Annotated in this window: 14 protein-coding genes; 9 read left to right on the top strand and 5 right to left on the bottom strand. The window is 52.5% G+C overall.

All coding sequences use genetic code 11. The features are described 5' to 3' along the window. Window positions 1-963, top strand: a complete 963-nt coding sequence (locus HKD32_RS09230; RefSeq protein WP_061929958.1) for a LysR family transcriptional regulator — start codon at window positions 1-3, stop codon at window positions 961-963. Window positions 964-1,071: 108 nt separating this feature from the next. Here the strand turns inward: HKD32_RS09230 and HKD32_RS09225 are convergent, their stop codons facing one another. Beyond that, on the bottom strand, window positions 1,072-1,887 hold the full coding sequence (locus tag HKD32_RS09225; RefSeq protein WP_061929961.1) for a MurR/RpiR family transcriptional regulator: 816 nt from the start codon (window positions 1,885-1,887) through the stop codon (window positions 1,072-1,074). A gap of 276 nt (window positions 1,888-2,163) precedes the next feature. On the opposite strand from HKD32_RS09225, the gene HKD32_RS09220 reads away from it, so the two are divergent. The 8 genes from HKD32_RS09220 to HKD32_RS09185 all read left to right on the top strand — a co-directional run bounded on the left by HKD32_RS09220 (window position 2,164) and on the right by HKD32_RS09185 (window position 13,410). After that, window positions 2,164-4,104, top strand: coding sequence for a bifunctional 5-dehydro-2-deoxygluconokinase/5-dehydro-2-deoxyphosphogluconate aldolase (locus tag HKD32_RS09220; protein ID WP_061929964.1), 1,941 nt, complete (start codon window positions 2,164-2,166; stop codon window positions 4,102-4,104). A 24-nt stretch (window positions 4,105-4,128) separates the two neighbouring features. Then, the gene (gene iolD, locus HKD32_RS09215) at window positions 4,129-5,985 is read left to right on the top strand and encodes a 3D-(3,5/4)-trihydroxycyclohexane-1,2-dione acylhydrolase (decyclizing) (protein WP_194257887.1); all 1,857 of its coding nucleotides are present in this window, start codon (window positions 4,129-4,131) and stop codon (window positions 5,983-5,985) included. A gap of 48 nt (window positions 5,986-6,033) precedes the next feature. Then, window positions 6,034-6,936 carry a myo-inosose-2 dehydratase gene (gene iolE / locus HKD32_RS09210; protein WP_194257886.1) on the top strand — a complete coding sequence of 301 codons (903 nt, stop codon included), beginning with the start codon at window positions 6,034-6,036 and terminating at the stop codon, window positions 6,934-6,936. After that, window positions 6,918-7,718: a 5-deoxy-glucuronate isomerase gene (iolB, locus tag HKD32_RS09205; RefSeq protein WP_061929970.1), complete on the top strand. Its 801-nt coding sequence runs from the start codon at window positions 6,918-6,920 to the stop codon at window positions 7,716-7,718. The genes iolE and iolB overlap by 19 nt, the downstream gene beginning before the upstream one ends. Before the next feature lie 100 nt (window positions 7,719-7,818). Continuing rightward, the gene (locus tag HKD32_RS09200) at window positions 7,819-9,300 is read left to right on the top strand and encodes a sugar porter family MFS transporter (RefSeq protein ID WP_061930163.1); all 1,482 of its coding nucleotides are present in this window, start codon (window positions 7,819-7,821) and stop codon (window positions 9,298-9,300) included. Window positions 9,301-9,305: 5 nt separating this feature from the next. Continuing rightward, entirely contained in the window at window positions 9,306-10,427 is a 1,122-nt protein-coding gene (locus HKD32_RS09195) for a Gfo/Idh/MocA family protein (protein WP_194257885.1), read from the top strand. A gap of 30 nt (window positions 10,428-10,457) precedes the next feature. Next, window positions 10,458-10,856: a tautomerase family protein gene (locus HKD32_RS09190; protein ID WP_061929976.1), complete on the top strand. Its 399-nt coding sequence runs from the start codon at window positions 10,458-10,460 to the stop codon at window positions 10,854-10,856. A gap of 121 nt (window positions 10,857-10,977) precedes the next feature. After that, a complete protein-coding gene (locus HKD32_RS09185) occupies window positions 10,978-13,410 on the top strand; it encodes a membrane-bound PQQ-dependent dehydrogenase, glucose/quinate/shikimate family (RefSeq protein ID WP_061929979.1) in 2,433 nt (810 codons plus the stop codon). A gap of 93 nt (window positions 13,411-13,503) precedes the next feature. Here HKD32_RS09185 and HKD32_RS09180 read toward each other — a convergent pair whose 3' ends face one another. The 4 genes from HKD32_RS09180 to HKD32_RS09165 all read right to left on the bottom strand — a co-directional run bounded on the left by HKD32_RS09180 (window position 13,504) and on the right by HKD32_RS09165 (window position 18,590). Beyond that, on the bottom strand, window positions 13,504-14,961 hold the full coding sequence (locus HKD32_RS09180; RefSeq protein ID WP_194257884.1) for a carbohydrate porin: 1,458 nt from the start codon (window positions 14,959-14,961) through the stop codon (window positions 13,504-13,506). Further along, the gene (locus HKD32_RS09175; RefSeq protein ID WP_034881338.1) at window positions 14,958-15,368 is read right to left on the bottom strand and encodes a GlcG/HbpS family heme-binding protein; all 411 of its coding nucleotides are present in this window, start codon (window positions 15,366-15,368) and stop codon (window positions 14,958-14,960) included. The genes HKD32_RS09180 and HKD32_RS09175 overlap by 4 nt, the downstream gene beginning before the upstream one ends. Before the next feature lie 104 nt (window positions 15,369-15,472). Next, window positions 15,473-17,107 (bottom strand): GMC family oxidoreductase, encoded by a 1,635-nt coding sequence (locus HKD32_RS09170; RefSeq protein ID WP_194257883.1) that lies wholly within the window; start codon window positions 17,105-17,107, stop codon window positions 15,473-15,475. Between the two features lie 22 nt (window positions 17,108-17,129). Then, complete coding sequence (locus tag HKD32_RS09165) at window positions 17,130-18,590, bottom strand: cytochrome c (protein ID WP_194257913.1); 1,461 nt, start codon at window positions 18,588-18,590, stop codon at window positions 17,130-17,132. Window positions 18,591-18,608 lie beyond the last annotated feature (18 nt).

Here is an 18,608-nt window from a genome sequence, read left to right as displayed (position 1 = left end):
ATGTCGGAAAAGCAGTCGCTTGGGCGTCGCTATGATTTGGATCTTTTGCGTTATCTTCAGGTTCTGGTGGAGGAACAGAGCGTTTCTCTTGCTGCGCGACGGCTTAAAGTCAGCGAGCCTGCCATGAGCCGACACTTGGCCAAACTCAGAACTGTTTTCGGCGATCCAATCCTCGTTATGTCAGGTCGCAGGATGGTTGCGACAGCCTTTGCGAACCGTATCCGCGACAGAGTTCAGGTTTTGGTGCGTGAAGCGGACGATCTGTTAAGTGAAGGGGCAACTCTCAACCTGCAAGGTATGGCACCTCTGTTTACTATTCGTGCTAATGATCTTGTTGTTGGGGCGTTTGGGCGGGTTATTCTTCTGGCGCTCCGTCAGGACTGCCCGGACTGCCGAATTGTTTTTTCGCCTGAGTCCGAGGAAACGGCCAGTGAATCCCTAAGGGGAAACAGGATAGATCTTTATATTGGAGCTACGGATGATCTGCGCCCTGAAATTATGCGGAAAACTCTTTTTGAAACGAATTTCAATGCTCTGGTTAGAAAAAATCATCCAATATTCGACAGCGAAATTACCCCTGGGGAATTAGTAAAGTATGACCATGTTAGCGTATCCCGAAAAGGGAAGCAGAATGGTCCTATTGATACCGTTTTAAAGGAGAGATACGGGTTATCTCGTAGAATTGCTTTGGTAGTTCCAACCTATTATTCTCTTATTGAATCCATGAAGGAAACAGATGTTATACTTCCTTTGCCGGAAATTGTGACTGATCGGCTGCCACTGGCTTCATTGGGTTTGAAGACTTTTTCTTTCCCCTTTGATCTGCCTCCTGTTCGAGCGTTTCAGGCTTGGCATCCTCGTGTAGATGCTGATCCTCTTCATCGCTGGTTTAGAAACACGGTTTATTTCGCTATTCGTGAAGAGCAAGATCGACTGCGTAAGATGTCCCGTAAAGAAAAATAATTTAAAGTAATTATCATTAATTATGTAATATTAAAGGGATATTGATCGGGTTTGATCGCATCGTTATGTCATCTATCACTATCGATGTGGATCAACAGTAGTGCCGGATCATAAACTCCCACGCCGGTTGGCTATCGCTGTAGCGAGCGTCATGACCATAACGACAGAAGCAGCGTTTGAGCGAAAGCCATGAAAATCCGCCTCGCTGACCTGTAGCCATACACCGGATTTCGGGATGACGGGGCTATGCTTATTGTCTGTCATGGAAACAATGGGGATACCGCGTTGTTCCAGTTTCTGGAAAAGCTCGATGGTTTTGGGAGCGTAAGAGGCATAACTGATGATGAGGGCGGCATCATTTGAGTTGGCTGTCAGAAGTGCTTCTTCTTCCATACCGCTTTCTGTGCCGATAACCTGATGGGGAATGGTCATTTTGAGCAGAAGATACGCAAAGTAGCGCGCTACGGGCATGGACCGGCGAAGTCCGAGAATATGGATGCAGCGGCCGCTTGCCAGAATGTCTACAGCCTGATCGAGTGCCAGAGGGTCTGTTTTTTCCTGAAGGGTATTCAGGGAGGTCGCGGCGGCTCGGTGAAAGCCTGTGAGCAGGTCTATTGTAGAGTGCGTCGTTTCGTCAGGAGTTCTGAGGGTTTGCAGGCGTTCGGGGTAGGATGATGCCAGTCCGCGAAGTCGTTCTCTGAAAAGAGCCTGAAAATCCGAATATCCCTTGAAGCCAAATGTTTTCGTAAAACGGACAACTGTCGATGGCTGAACATTGGCATGTTGGGCAAGAACGCTGACAGTCCAGTGTGCAACGTCATCGGGATTGCTGGAAACCAGATCGGCCAGCTGCTTCAGGCGTGGGGGAAGGGATGAATATCGTGCTCCAAGTTCTGCTGAGAAGATTTGGTAACGATCAGTCATGATCTTTTAGCTGCGCCTTCCCTGTTTTTATTCCGCGCATTGGTTCCGAGCATCGTCGCATCTTTTCAGGGGCGTTGAAAGGAAGTTTGGAAAATATATTCCATCAAAGCGGAGGGAATTAATTTTCCATATATAAGCAGTCTTATGATATAAACAACACAAAACCGGATTATAAATCATCAAAACGTGATATTAATCACGTATAATCTGATTGATGACTCGTTCATGGTGTGGGAATAGAATAAATATTCCATTTCTAGAGAATGCTCAGACACGATGAAGGTGTATCCTGCGATGTCTCCAGATCTTGATGTTATCACCATTGGCCGGGCCTCTGTGGACCTCTATGGGCAGCAGATTGGCAGTCGGCTGGAAGATATGGCCAGTTTCAGCAAAGCGGTTGGGGGATGCCCTGCCAATATTGCGATCGGAACGGCCCGTCTTGGATTGAAGTCCGGTATCGTTACCCGGGTCGGAAACGAACATTTCGGACGGTATATTCAGGAACAGATGGTTCGTGAAGGTGTTACGATCGATGGTATTTGCACGGACCCGGACCGCTTCACGGCTTTGGCAATTCTGGGTGTTCGTAACCGGGACAGTTTTCCTTTGCTGTTCTATCGAACCGATTGTGCTGATGCGGCTCTGAATGAGGAAGATATCGATCCTGCTTTCATTCAGCGTGCACGGTCGATCGTCGTTACCGGCACGCATTTTGCGCGGCCTGAAGCTGCTGCGGCACAGCGTAAAGCCATGAAGCTGATCCGGGAGGCAGGCGGGCGCATTGCTTTTGACGTGGATTATCGCCCTAATCTCTGGGGATTAGCCGGCATCGGGGACGGTGAGGCGCGGTATGTTCGTTCCGGGAATGTGACCGCCCATCTGCAGGATATTCTTCCGGATTGTGATCTGATCGTTGGGACGGAAGAAGAACTGCATATTGCCGGCGGCAGTGAAGATACTCTGGAAGCCATTCGGAATATCCGTGCGGTTTCTGCGGGCACGATTGTCTGCAAACGAGGACCGATGGGATGTGTCGTTTTTGATGGCGCAATTCCTGATAGTCTTGAAGACGGGATTAGTGGCCCGGGCTTCCCGGTAGAAGTCTACAATACGCTTGGCGCAGGCGACGCTTTCATGTCCGGCTTCCTTCGTGGGTGGCTGCGGGATGAGGCATTGTCGGAGTGTTGCCGCTATGCCAATGCCTGTGGGGCTTTTGCTGTTTCTCGGCTCTTGTGCTCTCCAGAAATTCCAACGTGGAAAGAGCTGGACTATTTCCTCTCCCACGGGTCTACCCAGCGCGCCTTGAGGCACGATGCGGCCCTGAACCATCTGCATTGGGTTACTACACGCAGGGAACAGACGTTCCCGGTCATGGCTTTGGCCTGTGATCACAGGCTTCAGCTTGAAGATATGGCGACTGCTGTTGGTGCACCTTTCAGCAAGATCTCCAAATTCAAAGTTCTTGCTGTCGAGGCTGCGGCTCAGGTCGCGAAGGGCCGGGACGGCTTCGGAGTTTTCATGGACGGCCGGTATGGGCAGGATGCTTTGTTCCGCGCTGCCGAGAGCAATCTCTGGATGGCCCGTCCCATCGAGAAAACTGGCTCCCGTCCTCTGGATTTTGAAGGGCAGGGTAGCTTGGGCACGTCTCTGATTGAGTGGCCAAAGGATCAGGTCATCAAATGTCTCTGCTTCTATCATCCGGATGATAGCGAAGAGCTGAAGCTTCGGCAGGAGCGGGAACTTCGCCGGGCGTATGAAGCCTGTCGTCTGCAAGGGAGAGAACTGTTGCTGGAGATCATTGCTGGCAAAAATGGGGATCTCAGGGTGGATACAGTGTCCCGCGTTCTTGAGCGGCTCTACGATATTGGTATTCAGCCGGACTGGTGGAAGCTTGAGTCCCAGCCGTCAGAAGCAGCATGGGCAAAGATAGGTGAGGTGATCGAAAGGCGGGATCCGTTCTGTCGGGGAATTTTGCTGCTTGGGCTTGATGCGCCTGTCTCGGATTTGGAAGAGGCTTTCAGGAAAACGACGGCAACACCCTGGGTAAAAGGCTTTGCGATCGGGCGGACCATTTTCGGTGATCCGGCACGGGCATGGTTGGCGGGCAAGTTGTCTGACAGTGAGGCCAGAGACGAGCTGGCGCGTCGTTTCGAGCATTTTGTAGCAGCCTGGCAGAGCAGGGGGCGTCCTCTGCCCCATCAGAGCGCGGCCTGAACGAATGCTCGGAAGGATATCACAATGAAAACGATCCGCCTGACGATGGCTCAGGCTCTGGTGCGCGCCATGATCGCCCAGAAAACTGAAATAGATGGCCGGATAGAGCCTTTCTTTGCTGGTGTGTGGGCGATTTTCGGGCATGGCAATGTTGCCGGTCTTGGAGAAGCGCTTCACGCATCCCGTGATGAACTGGTGACCTGGCGCGCTCACAATGAGCAGGGCATGACGCATATTGCGACAGCCTTTGCCAAGGCATCCCGTCGTCGTCGTGCCATGGCTTGCACAAGTTCGATTGGCCCGGGGGCGTTGAACATGGTGACGGGCGCGGCAGTGGCGCACGTCAACCGGCTGCCCTTGCTGCTTTTGCCGGGTGATGTTTTTGCCAATCGCATTCCCGACCCTGTTTTGCAGCAGATCGAGGATTTTGGAGACGGGACTGTGAGTGCGAATGATGCGTTCCGGTCGGTGTCGCGGTATTTTGACCGCATCACGCGACCGGAACAGATCATTCCGGCTTTTAATCGTGCGATGACGGTTCTGACCGATCCGGCGGAGTGTGGACCGGTCACGCTGTCTCTGTGTCAGGATGTTCAGGCGGAAGCGTTTGATTACCCGGAAAGCTTCTTTGCGGAACGCATTCATCGTATCCGCCGGCCAGCGCCTGATGAACGGGAGTTGGAAGACGTTGCGGCGCTGATCCGCAAGTCTCACAAGCCCATGGTGATTGCTGGAGGCGGTGTTCTTTATTCTGGCGCAGAGCAGGCGTTGGCCGAGTTCTGCAACCGTCATGGTGTCCCGTCTGGTGAGACGCAGGCTGGTAAATCCTCTCTTCTGCCGGATCATCCGCTGAACATGGGACGCATTGGTGTTGCAGGGACATCAGCGACAAATACTCTTGCGGAAGAGACGGATCTTGTGATTGCCGTGGGCACCCGTCTTCAGGATTTTACCACAGGGTCCTGGGGGATTTTCCAAAATCCCTCTGTAAAAATCGTCACTCTCAACGTACAGGTTGCAGACGCGACGAAGCATCTTGCAAACCCGCTTGTGGCGGATGCCTGTGTGGGGTTGAAAGCGCTTGAAAGTCTTCTTTCCGGCTGGAAAGCAGATGCTGGCTGGACGCAGAAAGCCAGAAGCGGTCTGTCCGCATGGACTGAGAGTTCTCTGCGCTATCAGGCTGAGCCGTCTGATACTCAGGAAACGCTCCCAAGTGACGCTCAGGTTGTCGGGGCTGTGCAACGTGTGACGCAACCGGATGATGTTGTGGTCTGTGCTGCTGGAGGGCTTCCTGCCGAACTCCAGAAGCACTGGCGTCCCGGAAAGCCGTGTGGCTATCACATGGAATACGGTTTCTCCTGCATGGGATATGAGCTGGCCGGTGCAGTAGGCGTCAAAATGGCTGATGCCGCCAGAGAGGTTATTGTGATGCTGGGGGATGGGTCTTTCCTCATGCTGAATTCCGAAATCGCAACATCTGTGATGCTGGGTCAAAAGCTGACGGTCGTGCTTCTGAATAACCGCGGCTATGGTTGCATTAACCGGCTTCAACAGGCGGTTGGCGGTGCGCCGTTCAACAACCTTCTGGAAAACTGCACGCAAGTTGTAACGCCAGATATTGATTTCGTGCAGTTGGCGCAGGGTCTTGGCGCGAGGGCAGAAAAAGTTTCGGGAACGGTTGAGCTTTCACAGGCCATACAGCGCGCCAGAACGGCAGACCGCACGACGGTGATCATCATCGATACGGACCCGAAGGCTATCACTGATGATGGCGGTGCATGGTGGGACGTCGCGGTTCCGGAAGTCTCGGGGCGTGACGCTGTCAGGACTGCCCGTACCTCTTACGAACGTATGCGTATGGGCCAGCGCATCGGCAATTAAAACTGCACATTCTGACGTAAGGCCTTCAGGGAAGGTCGGGAGTCTTCAATGCCTATTAAAATTGGTGCCAATCCTATCATCTGGAGCAACGACGATATGCCGTCGCTGGGGGGGGATATTTCTCTGGAAACCTGTCTTTCCGAAGCACGGGAGGCCGGGATCGAAGGGATGGAGCTGGGAAACAAATTTCCCAGAGTTGGTTCTAATCTGAAAGCTGCTCTTTCGCCTTATGGTCTGGAACTGGTTTCTGGCTGGTATTCCACGGACCTTCTCATTCGTAGTGCGGAAGAGGAGATTGAACGGATGCAGTCGCATCTCCAGCTTTTGAAGGCACTGGGGGCAACAGTCTTTATTGCCGCGGAAACCTCAAACGCCATTCATTCGGATGTCAGTATTCCACTTTCCCGGCGTCCGGTTCTGTCAGACAGAGAGTGGCCGGAATTTGCCCGGCGCATGACTTTGATGGCTGATGCAGTGACCGCCGAAGGGCTGGATTTTGTGTACCATCATCACATGGGCACAGTAGTGCAGTCCCGTCAGGATATTGATACCCTCATGTCGCTGACCGGGCCTTCCGTAAAGCTGCTGCTTGATACGGGTCATGCCCTGTGGGGCGGCTCAGATCTGGCAGATTTGGCTAAGGTCTATCGTGATCGTATCGGTCATGTGCATGTGAAGGATCTGCGCGCCATCAACCGGGCCAAAGCGGATGCGGAAGACTGGAGTTTTCTGCAGGCAATTGTAGGGGATGTCTTCACTGTTCCGGGCGATGGCTGCATCGACTATGCCAAGGTGTTTGCGGAGATCCCCGATTATTCCGGCTGGGTGGTCATTGAGGCGGAACAATATTCGAAAGACGTCAGTCCGCTGACTTATGTGCGGATGGGGCGGAACCATCTGGTCAATACCCTCTCACAGACGGGGCATCTGTCATGTCTTCGCGCCTCCTGATTCATGCTCACCCGCGCGATGACAATCGCCGGATTATCAATCTGACGCCAGAAAAGGCGGGGTGGGGGTATATCGGCTTTGAAGTGATGTCACTCAAGGCTGGTGAAACCGTCTCGGAATCTACGGATCGGACAGAAGTTTGTCTCGTTCTGGTGAGTGGTCGTGCCCGTATCGAAGGGGCGGAGCAGAATTTCGGTCTTCTGGGGGAACGGATGAGTCCGTTCGAGGGGTTGCCGTGGTCGGTTTATCTTCCTCCGGGGACGGTATGGCGTGCTGAAGCGGAAACGGATGTGGAACTGGCAGTCTGCCGTTCGCCTGCGTCCGGAAAATATCCGGCACGGTTTATTGCTCCTGAGGAAGCTGGTGAGATCACGAGGGGAACAGGGACAAATGAGCGTCTGATCCGCAATATCCTGCCTGATACAGCGCCGGCGGAAACACTCCTTGTTGTGGAGGTTATTACGCCAGGTGGGCACTGGTCCAGCTATCCGCCACACAAGCATGATACTGATGATTTTCCCAATGAGACCTATCTTGAGGAAACCTATTACCATCGCCTGAAACGGGGCAGTGGTTTTGCAGTGCAACGCGTCTACACCAAGGACGGGTCCCTGGATGAGACCATGGCTGTTTCTGATCGGGATACCGTTATGGTTCCGAAAGGATACCATCCGGTCGGCGCGCCACATGGGTTTGATCTTTATTATCTTAACGTAATGGCAGGTCCACGTCGGGCATGGAAATTTTCCATGGATCCTGATCAGGCGCACCTCCCATATTGAGCGCTAAAGAAAATTCTGCACGGCAGAGTTCTTCAACAGGAAACGACAAGGCCAACCAGTCACCAAGAGAGAAATGCTTCTTCGTGATGGAGTAGAAATCATGGCGAGTATCAAGGATGTCGTGTTTGTTCAGTCCGAGCGGCATGACGTAAAATATGTTCTTCGTATCTGCGCCGTCGCAGCGCTTGGGGGTATCCTCTTTGGATATGATACGTCCGTCATTTCGGGCGCAATTGACTCCCTTCGCGACTATTTCCAGCTCTCTCCGGCGGAGACGGGATGGGCAGTTTCGAATGTGGTGGTCGGCTGCATTATCGGTGCTGCCTTGTCCGGCTGGATGGCGCACAGACTGGGGCGGCGTGTCACGCTGTTTATTTGTGCCATCCTGTTCACGATTTCTGCTGTTGGGGCTGCGCTCGTGCACAGCTTTCTGTGGTTCGTGATTTACCGCATGATCGGTGGTGTGGCAGTGGGTGTCGCGTCTGCGGTATCGCCGATGTACATGTCTGAAGTCTCACCAAAAGACATGCGTGGACGGGCTCTGACAATGGAGCAGTTCGCTATTGTGTTCGGGCAGGTCATTGTGTTCGTGGTGAACTATCTGATTGCCAGAAGTGCTTCCACCGAATGGTTGAGAGACATCGGGTGGCGCTGGATGATCGCCTCGGAAATCGTTCCTTGCGTCATTTTCTGTGCCACGATCTTTTTAATCCCGGAATCACCACGGTGGCATGTGCTTCGCGGTCGGGATGCAGAAGCCCTCAAGACGCTTAAACGAATTTCCAATGAAAACCATGCGCATTCGCTGCTGGGTGAGATTCGTGAGTCTGTAGCCAACATTGAAATGGATGCGCGCGCAAGTGTTTCAGTTCTGAAGCGTGATGGTGCGAAATGGATCATTTTCGTAGGTGCCATGGTTGCGCTGCTTCAGCAACTCACCGGCGTCAATGTCATCATGTATTACGCTCCCATGGTTCTGAAAACCACAAGCGGTGGTATTCAGGCTGCTCTGTTTCAGACGATCTGGATTGGTGTCGTCTCTGTATGCGGGGCGATGCTGGGAGCCTGGATTATTGATCGGAAAGGACGTTTGCCTCTGATCCGTGTTGGATCTGTTGTGATGTGCCTTGGTCTTCTGACTGTTTCCTGGGCGCTTTATACACAGACCACAGGTTTGCTGGCTCTCGCAGGTATGCTGGTCTTCATGTTTGCCTTCGGCATGTCCTGGGGGCCGGTGACTTGGGTTCTGGTGGCTGAAATCTTCCCGAATGCCATTCGTTCGGTTGGGATGAGTATTGCTGTGTCCTGTCAATGGACCATGAATTTCGTCGTCAGCCAGACTTTTCCAATGCTGAGCGAGAACAAGTTTCTGAACGAGCATTTCCATGGTGCATTCTCCATGTGGCTCTTTGCTGGTTTGTGCCTTGTATGCATGTGGTTTGTTCTAAAATTTGTGCCGGAAACCAAAGGTGTTTCTCTTGAAAAGATCGAGGCTGTCATGCTGAGCCGCCGCCCAGGTGGAGCACCCGTGATTACACCTGTCCGTGCTCCGGTTGTTCCAGTCGTGTCAGGTCAGGAGTAATATCAATGAATACACTTAAAATTGGCCTGATTGGCACGGGCTTCATGGGAAAAGCCCACGCTTTGGCGTATCAGGCAGCTGGGAATGTTTTTGAAGATATTTCGCGGCCTGTTCTTCACAGGATTGCAGATATTGACGGGGAGCGTGCGCGTCTATTCCAGCGTCAGTTCGGTTTTGCATCTTATACGCAGGATTGGCGGGAACTGGTCAATGATCCGGAGATCGACATCATCTCCATTACGACGCCAACGCTGCTGCATCGTGAAATGGCACTTGCTGCGATTTCTGCGGGTAAGCACGTTCATTGCGAGAAGCCATTGTCTCCTACTGCGTCTGACGCTTGGGAAATTGTTCAGACTGCTGAAAAGGCGGGGGTCAGAACGCAAAGTGGCTTCAATTATCTGAAAAATCCGCTTCTGAAATACGCTCGCGATTTCATTGCATCAGGAGAGCTCGGCGAAATTTACGCCTTTAATGGGATTCACGCAGAAGATTTCATGTCGGATCCCCTGTCTCCCTATAGCTGGCGTTGTGATCCGGCGGGAGGAACAGGCGCTCTTGCGGACGTCGGAAGTCATATCATTTCCATCGCCCGTTTCCTGCTAGGGCCGGTGACGTCGATTTTTGCTCAGCTTGATACGGTGGTGAAGCAGCGTCCTGCCTATGCGGGAGCTAAGGAACTCAAGGATATCAACGTCGATGACGTGGCGCGGATGATTGTTACGTTTGAACGTGGATGTTCGGGAAACATCCAGGCCAACTGGCTAGCGACGGGGCGTAAGATGCAGTTGGAATTTGAAATTTCCGGCAGCAAGGGTGCATTGTCGTTCACGCAGGAACGCATGAATGAACTGCTTTACTACAAAGCGGGTGATGATAGTCGATCAAACGGGTTCCGATTGATCGAAACGGGTCCACAGCATCCCCCATATGGTGCGTTCTGCGTTGCGCAGGGCCATCATCTTGGCTTCAACGATATCAAGACGATCGAAATGGCAGAGTTCATGCGTGCCATTGATCGTGGCGAACCCAGCACTTCGGATTTCCGGGAGGCATGGGAAATTCAGAAAATCATAGATACGGCTGTTCGTTCCCATCGGGAACGGCAATGGCAGACGATTTCCTGAACCATTTCAATCAAATCTGGAGAAAAGATCATGCCACTTCTTCATTTTCATATGCTCGAAGGCCGCACGGATGCGGAGATCAAAACGCTTCTAGATGCTGCTCATGAAGCCATGCTGGAAGCCTTCAAGGTTCCGCGTGGAGATCGTTATCAGCTTGTTTCAGAATACAAGACATCCCGCATGGTTGTGGAAGATACGGGTCTTGGTATTCCGCGTACTGAAAAAGTTGTGGTCGTTCAGATGTTCAGTCGCCCTCGAGGCGAAGAAAAGACGGCTCGGTTTTATAAATTACTTACAGAATATCTGGAGCGGGAATGTGGTATTCCGTCCTCCGATGTTATGGTTTCCGTAGTTGAAAACGAAGATGCCCACTGGTCGTTCGGGCTGGGGAGGGCGCAGTTCTTAACTGGAGAACTTGGCGGAAAATAATATTGCACCCTTTGCGTTTGATTTCGTGAAATCCAAACGCATTCCGTGGTGATTATTCCAATAACACCCCTGATAACTACTTATCGTTTGTGCCGTGCATAAAAAATTGGGAGTATTCCTGATGCACATTTTGGAAAAAACAGCCTTCTGGGTTGTTGAGCTTTTAGGGTTGGTTCTGGGATTAACGCTGGTTTTCGGGGGTGTCTGGTTGCTCTCCCTTGGCGGGTCCACATTTTATCTTCTGTCGGGCATTGCCGTTATTGTCATTAGTTTTGGTCTTCTGAAACGTGCTGCTTTTGCTCTTTATACTGCGCTGGGACTGCTCCTGGTCAGTGTGCTTTGGGCGCTTTGGGAAGTCGGGTTTGACTTCTGGCAGCTTGTTCCCCGGCTTTTGGCATTTATTGTCATCGCATTGATTGTTACGGCTTTTGTCCGTCGATTGATACAGAAAGACGGTCGGCCTGCACTTCCGCGTGTTGCGGCTAACAGTCTTGGGGTTGTTCTGCTCGGGTCTTTGGTTGGGTTTATCGTCGGAATGTTTTTTCCGCATCCAACTGTGGTGGCGGATGCTGCTGGTCCGGCCCCTGTAACGCAGCCACAGGCAGGGCATGACAGTGGAAGCGACTGGCCAGCCTGGGGCCGGAACGCGGCCGGTAACCGCTTCGTCCAGTTCGATCAGATCAACAAATCCAACGTCAAGGATCTGAAGCTGGCCTGGACCTATCGCACCGGGGATCTGGCCATTGATGGCTCAGAATATCAGGTTACTCCGCTGAAGGTCGATGACACGATGTATCTCTGCACACCTTTGAACAAGGTGATTGCACTGGATCCCGTAACAGGCCAAGAGCGTTGGCGCTTCGATCCCAAGATGAAGGTTACCGATAGCAATAGAGGGTGGAAACGTTGTCGTGGTGTTGGGTATGCCGATACCTCAACATTACTTCCTCAAGCGCTTCAGCCTGTTACAGATCAGGCCGGGATGGACCAAGTGGAGAAGCAGGACTCAGTGGCTTCTTCACCAGCATGTCGTAAGCGTATTGTGTCCACAACGAATGATGGTCGTTTGTTTGAAGTGGATGCCGAGACTGGCAAGCCCTGCGAAGACTTTGGTGAGCATGGTTTCGTCAATCTTCTTGAGGGGCTGACGGATGCACCGGAAAATGGATCTTATTATCTGACTTCCGCTCCTTTGGTGGCTGATGGTGTCATCATGGTGGGGGGCAAGATCAACGATAATCTGTCTGTTGGTGAACCTTCGGGCGTGGTTCGGGGGTTCGATGTTCGAACCGGCAAGCTCCTGTGGGCCTGGGATGCTTCGCGTGGCGCCAAGGATAGCAGTCCGCTTCCTCCTGGTGAGAAATATGCTCCACAAACGCCGAACTTCTGGGGAACTGCGGCTTATGACCCCAAACTGGGGCTGGCTTATTTCCCGACGGGCAATCAGACGCCTGATTTCTGGAATGGTGATCGTTCTTCGTATTCAGATGAATACACGGATGCGATTGTGGCGGTTGAGATCAGGACAGGCAAGGAGCACTGGCATTTCCGGACGGCAAACAATGATCAGTTCGACTATGATGTGACATCACAGCCGATCCTTTATGATCTTCCAGGTAAGGGCGGTACCACGACGCCGGTTATTATTCAGTTAACCAAGCGTGGAGAAGTATTCGTGTTGGATCGTCGCGATGGCAAGCCGGTTGTTCCCGTTGAATACCGTAAGGTGCCAACGGATGTTATGCCCGGTATGCGTGCTGCCGCTACGCAACCTTTCTCGGCAATTTCTATTGGCACTACGCCGTTCAAGGAATCCGATATGTGGGGTGGGACCATCCTTGACCAGCTGTATTGCCGGATTCAGTTCAAACAGATGCGTTGGAAGGGCGAATTCACATCCCTTTCTGACAAGCAGAAAACTTTGATTTACCCAAGCTATTACGGCGGCTCCAATTGGGGTGGGGGTGCCATCGATGCCTCTACGGGAACATTGATTGTCAATGATATCCGCATGGCGCAGTGGGGGCGTTTCATCAAGCAGGATGAGGCGAAGCGTATTGGCCTGAAGCCAAGTGCTGAGGGGGAGTATTCTGAACAGATTGGTACCCCATGGGGTGTTGAACGTTCGATGTTTGTCTCGCCACTTGGAGTGCCATGCTTCAAGCCGCCATTTGGAACTATGACAGCCATTGATCTGGCAACAGGAAAGACCAAGTGGCAGGTCCCGATGGGAAGCATCCAGGATGCTCCAGTGCATGGTATCGTTCCGGGGGTGCATATCCCGCTGGGGATGCCAACCATGGGTGGCCCAATGGTGACGAAGAGTGGCCTGACGTTCTTTCACGGAACTCTGGACTACTATGTGCGCGCTCTGGATAACGATACGGGTAAGGAACTGTGGCGTGCACGTCTTCCGGTTGGCGGGCAGGGGGCTCCCATGTCCTATCTTGGAAAAGACGGTAAGCAGTATGTTGTGGTTGTTGTCGGGGGAGCTACCCGGACAGGAACCAATAAAAATCGCGGAGACTATGTCATGGCTTACGCTTTACCCTGAAGGAGCAAGTGTAAGATCGACAAGCGTTTGGGAGCCATGGAACAAGATTTCATGGCTCCCATTGCGAAAGTAGATTTTAGAAATAAAAATATTTTAGAAGTTTGATGTTAACTGCCCGCCAATAATCGCTGCATCTTTGAATGTCGTTGTGGCTCCCGGGCGTTGAAGATACTGAAAGTCGGCCTGTAAGGTTGTACCACGCATGATATGGGTGCTGTAAAATGCCTCGTAGATATTTTCCCAATTCTGTACCCCATAGACAGGGCCCCACTGATTGGCCAGAAAAGGAAGCCCAAGAGCCAGTGAGGATTCCTGCTGGAGGGAAACGGTGCGGCTCATGTCCATGTGTTGAAACATGATACCTGCCTGATCGCCACTGCGGTGCCAGGGCGTTCCACTCTCGACCGCGCCGATCCATTCATGATCCCGCATGGCGACGAGATTGCCTTGCGAATATCCCACACCTCCAAGCAGAATGAGACCGTCCGTGATGCCCGGTCCGTTGCGAACCAGCATCTGGTCGAACATAAACCAGGCAGATGTCATTCCAGCTTCATAGCGGCGCTCCAGCCCTGTAGCCTGAAAAGAATTTCCGTTGATGTCCTCATAGAGGTTGGGATAACGGGAGTTGTCGTACCAGGCACCGATCTTGTAATTTCCTCGGAGCTTGTTTTTGCCAAAAGATGGCATCCAGCCGATTTCAATCTGTGAAGAGACTTTTCCCAGACCACTCTGTGCCAAAGCCCAGCCGGATATCCCGCCATTGTAACTATGCGGAGAAACCGCGAAAACACCGCCCATAATGTAAGTTTCTTCGGTCGGTCGGAGACGCAGTACACCGCCAAGATTGCCTGAGGGCCAGTCACGACCGCCTGGAACATATTTCCCGGGCGCGAAGTTACTGCAAACAGAGACGTTCATGAAAGAGCAGGCAACATAATCGAAAGCAAAAAAACTGCCCGTTGGAATATCACCCAATGACAGGATGATACGGTCATTCAGGAACGATTTATCTGCATACATGGAAACAAGATGCGCAACGACATTGCCGCGGGCGCCATAGATTTGTTCCGGATTGGTGACTGAATCCCCAAGCGTATGGCTGAAGCTTCGCCCATGACCGTTAATCACGAGAAGATGAGTCCAAAGACCCTTGATCCCCGCAAGCTGTTGCCAGTCTACGTCCAGCTCTGCTGCGACCTGACCTGCAAGAACATTATCCCGTGTCCGGCCACCTGTAACATTGGCCATATATTCTTCGTTAAGGGCGACGTTCAGATACATGCCATGCTTGGTCAACCATGTCTGCGCGCCTCCCCAGTCTCCGAAAAGATGAGGGTTTCCGTACAGAGATGGGACCAACGGCCCCACTGCGAATGTGTCGACGCCTTCCATCGCGAAAGCGCGGGACTTGTAAGAGTCAGGCGTAGAGAGGTTTTGAGACGTTTCGCTCTGTGCGAACGCATGACGGCTGGAGCCAACACTCCCGAAAACCGCACACAGGAAAAAAACAGCCAGTTTTTTCCTGTGCATGTGACGTCGGGTTTTCATTCCGTGGTCTTTGCCTTTGAGGTCTGCAGGAATGCAGTGACTGCGGACTGAGCCAGATGAGCGTCAGTTTCGCCTTCGCCACCGCTGAGGCCAAGAGCCCCCACAAGTTCATTGTTCACCATGATCGGGTATCCTCCACCCGCGGGCAGGGCATTGGGGAGCGTACTGATCATGTAATTTCCACTATTGAGGGCGTGTTCCATGTCAGCAGTCGGGCGGGCGAAGGAAAGGGCTGTCTTGGCCTTACGGATTGCCAGTTCGATGCTTCCAAGTTGTGTCCCATCCATTTTCTGAAAAGAGACAAGATTTCCACCGGCATCAACAATAGCGATGGCGACGCGGTTATGACTGGCAGTCGCCAGTTTCTTGGCTTGGTCGATGAGAGTATTGGATGTTTCCAGATTCACGGTCAAATCCTTTGCTGATGCGAGACCAGTCAGACTTGCTGATACGATGAAAATACTTAGAAAAGCGCCAATAGCGTGGCGTTGAAACACTGTGTTCAAAAGACTTACCCCTGTTTCAGGTCATTGAGAATGGCATCTGCCGCGCGTAATGACAGTGCGGCCATTGTTAACGTTGAATTGACCGTACCGGACGCTGCCATGGTCGCGCCTGTTGCAAGGAACAGATTGGAATGATCATGGGTCCGGAGCCATTCATCGACCACTGAATCCCGTGGATCATGGCCCATGATAGTGCCACCGGTGATGTGGTTGTTGGGCGTAAAGTACGGAGTCATCTCGATTTCCGTACCGCCCATGGCTTTGGCGATATCCATCAGGCGCTGTCTTGAGATGGCAGCTGACTTCCGAACATACTCCCCAACATCGTAGGTGACTTCAGGATGTGGAATACCGAGCGCATCCTTATGGTCTTTGGAGAGAACAAGACGGTTGTTGGGGTCCGGGAGGACTTCATGGTTGGCATAAATGTCCACACCATGCGCCGTGCGACGGCGGATTTCTTCATCCAGCTTCTTGCCAACCAACCCCATGGACAGGGCTTTCATGCCTGCGCGGGAGTTCTGGGCCGTATTGTTGTAGCCGATCTGCGTGGCAGCATACTCCGAGCGGAAATCGCCATCACGGAAGTTGGTGATGGAACTCATCTGGACTGAGCCTCCACCAGCCCAGATGGGCTCCGCAGACTGGAAGCTCATGCCAATGCCCGGATGGTCCATCATGTTCCGGCCAACAAGGTCTGATGAGTTGGCAATCCCATGAGGGTTTCGATCATTTGCCGCCAGAAGCAGCAGTTTCGGTGTTTCGATCCCGTTTGCGGCGATCACGAATGTTTTTGCAACGACGCGATGGGACTGCTTGTCGGGATCATAGAAGCTAATCGCTGTAATGCGGTTTTTTGCATCCGTTTCCATCGCGTAGACGACAGCATTGGGGATAATTTTTGCGCCCAGCTTTTCCGCTTTTATTGCCGCGTATATGCCGTTGTACATCGCGCCAATCGGGCAGATTGGCATGCAGTTGTTGTTACCACAGCATTGTGGTCGGCCATCATAAGGACGGCTGTTCCGTGCCTGCGGAACAGGAGTGTTTGAGAAACCGAGCTTGCTGACGATCTCCGTGAAAGTCCGGTCTCCATATCCGTAAGGCATGGAGGTCATCGGCCATGGATTTTGGCGAGGCGCAGACGGTGTAATCTCTTCGCCGTTTGGTCCCATCACGCCCATTTCGCACTCGGCCTCGTAATAGTAAGGCTCAAGTTCGTCGTAGCTCATGGCGTAATCGCGGCCCACGCCATATGTGGAATGCAGCTTGAAATCGTTGGGCAGGTACCGCCAGCTTGAAGCCGCCCAGTGCCAGGTTGTACCTCCGACGCCTTTGATGATTCCCTGTTTATAAGCCGTCCGGTCCGGGCCTTTGACAATCAGGTAGTTATTGTCTGGGAAGTAGTTGGTATGCGGGGCCCAGGGTACGCTGGGGTAAGGTGTTGCATAATCGTACTGGGACTTGTTGTCAGGCGGCATGTTCCGCCAGTTTTCTACGATTTGGGAGCGGTCCCGGCGGGGACCTGCATCCAGGAGCAGCACAGAAAGTCCGTTGCGGACAAGTTTGTGTGCGAGCAGGGAACCGCAAATGCCTGCTCCAATGATGACGACATCAGCCGAAAGCGTTTCATTAGACATGATTTTGACCCTTGAATCTTATTTAAGCGGAACGCTTTTTGCGACGGCTGATCAGCCACCAGAGGCCGCCTACCAGCAGAATGGCTCCCAAGATGCCACCAGTTCCGAAAAGCAGCATCACGCCCGGGCTGGCGAGCCTGGCGAGAGGGACCTGCTTTCCGCCCGCCCGCACCTGTTTGACCGCATCTGCCGAGACCGTGGCCTGGGCATTGCCAAAGTGACTTAAAACGTAGTCCGCGATTGTGGCGATCTGCTCATCTGTCAGGGGCTGTACGAGAGAGTCTGGACCAAAAGCCGGCATCAGGATTTCGTGGTCATCCGTTGTGCGGTCCACACCGTAAAGAATACTGGCGATCAGATCATTTGGATTGAGCTGTCCGGTCGTCGTATTTCCTACGAGGGACGGATAATAACCGTCTTTGGACCCTTTACCGTCAGATTGGTGGCAACTGGCGCACACAGCCTCGTAGAGAGCAGCACCATCGGTTGTTTTTGTCAGAGTACTGTTGGTGCGACGGGAGTTAGCGTCAGCAACACTGTAACCGGATGGGCGGCCGGCATGCTCAAAATTAGCGACTGTTTGACCGCTTTCTGCCTTTGCCGGAACCGAACGCAGATATGTAATTATGGCAGAAATATCGGCATCCGGAAGATATTGTAGGCTATGCTCGATTGCTTCTGCCATTGGTCCTGCTGCACGAGCATGTGCGGTTTTTCCAGTCTTCAGATATTGGAAGAGATCCTGATCCGACCAACTGCCAATACCGCTTTGAGGGTCATTGGTAATATTTGGCGCACGCCATGATCCTATGTCCGCACCAGCAAGATAAGCGGACTGATTAGGAGCCAGAAAAAAGTTACGGGGTGTATGACATTCACCGCAATGGGCGAGCTCATCGACCAGATACCGACCACGGTTCCAGTCGTCATTGTGCGTATGATCAAAGACATAGGGTTTGCCTTCGATTCTTGCCGCAATTTTCCAAATACCGAGTGATGCACGGATTGAAAACGGGAAGGGGAGTTGCGTCTTGGGAGAAGGTGCATCTACAGGTTTTACTTCAGTCATGATGTAAGCGTAGAGCGACTTGACGTCTTCATCCGTCAGGCGGTTATAGGCGTCATAAGGCATGGCGGGATACAGTTGAGCGCCATCGGCGCGGATACCATGCCGAAGTGCTTTAGAAAACTGCTCCAGAGTATAGTTGCCGATACCGTGCGTCTTCGAGGGAGTAATATTGGTTGAGTAAATATTTCCCATAGGAGAAGAAATGGCATAGCCGCCAGCAAGAAACTGACCGTCCCGCCCATTGGTATGGCAGGCCGCACAATCAGCGGCAATTGCCAGGTAATGACCGCGGCTGATGGAGGGGCGATGCGCTGAAGCGGGTGTTGGTTCTGTCGGTTGCGACCGTACGTTCGTCCCTGCGAGAAGCAGAACGGTTGTCATGGCTGTGGCGGACAGAGGGCGAAAGTATCGCATAATCACGGAATAAAGTCC

It is taken from the genome of Gluconobacter japonicus, from assembly GCF_015244665.1.
GTDB classification, from domain to species: domain Bacteria; phylum Pseudomonadota; class Alphaproteobacteria; order Acetobacterales; family Acetobacteraceae; genus Gluconobacter; species Gluconobacter japonicus.
Note: the sequence above shows the minus strand (reverse complement) of the source record. Positions and strands in the feature narration are given on the sequence as shown.

Bases quoted from the DNA above. Each gene is read 5' to 3' on its own strand.
- HKD32_RS09230 (WP_061929958.1), top strand. From the start codon at position 1: ATGTCGGAAAAGCAGTCGCTTGGGCGTCGCTATGATTTGGATCTTTTG.
- HKD32_RS09225 (WP_061929961.1), bottom strand. From the start codon at position 1,887: ATGACTGATCGTTACCAAATCTTCTCAGCAGAACTTGGAGCACGATAT.
- HKD32_RS09220 (WP_061929964.1), top strand. From the start codon at position 2,164: ATGAAGGTGTATCCTGCGATGTCTCCAGATCTTGATGTTATCACCATT.
- iolD (WP_194257887.1), top strand. From the start codon at position 4,129: ATGAAAACGATCCGCCTGACGATGGCTCAGGCTCTGGTGCGCGCCATG.
- iolE (WP_194257886.1), top strand. From the start codon at position 6,034: ATGCCTATTAAAATTGGTGCCAATCCTATCATCTGGAGCAACGACGAT.
- iolB (WP_061929970.1), top strand. From the start codon at position 6,918: ATGTCTTCGCGCCTCCTGATTCATGCTCACCCGCGCGATGACAATCGC.
- HKD32_RS09200 (WP_061930163.1), top strand. From the start codon at position 7,819: ATGGCGAGTATCAAGGATGTCGTGTTTGTTCAGTCCGAGCGGCATGAC.
- HKD32_RS09195 (WP_194257885.1), top strand. From the start codon at position 9,306: ATGAATACACTTAAAATTGGCCTGATTGGCACGGGCTTCATGGGAAAA.
- HKD32_RS09190 (WP_061929976.1), top strand. From the start codon at position 10,458: ATGCCACTTCTTCATTTTCATATGCTCGAAGGCCGCACGGATGCGGAG.
- HKD32_RS09185 (WP_061929979.1), top strand. From the start codon at position 10,978: ATGCACATTTTGGAAAAAACAGCCTTCTGGGTTGTTGAGCTTTTAGGG.
- HKD32_RS09180 (WP_194257884.1), bottom strand. From the start codon at position 14,961: ATGAAAACCCGACGTCACATGCACAGGAAAAAACTGGCTGTTTTTTTC.
- HKD32_RS09170 (WP_194257883.1), bottom strand. From the start codon at position 17,107: ATGTCTAATGAAACGCTTTCGGCTGATGTCGTCATCATTGGAGCAGGC.
- HKD32_RS09165 (WP_194257913.1), bottom strand. From the start codon at position 18,590: ATGCGATACTTTCGCCCTCTGTCCGCCACAGCCATGACAACCGTTCTG.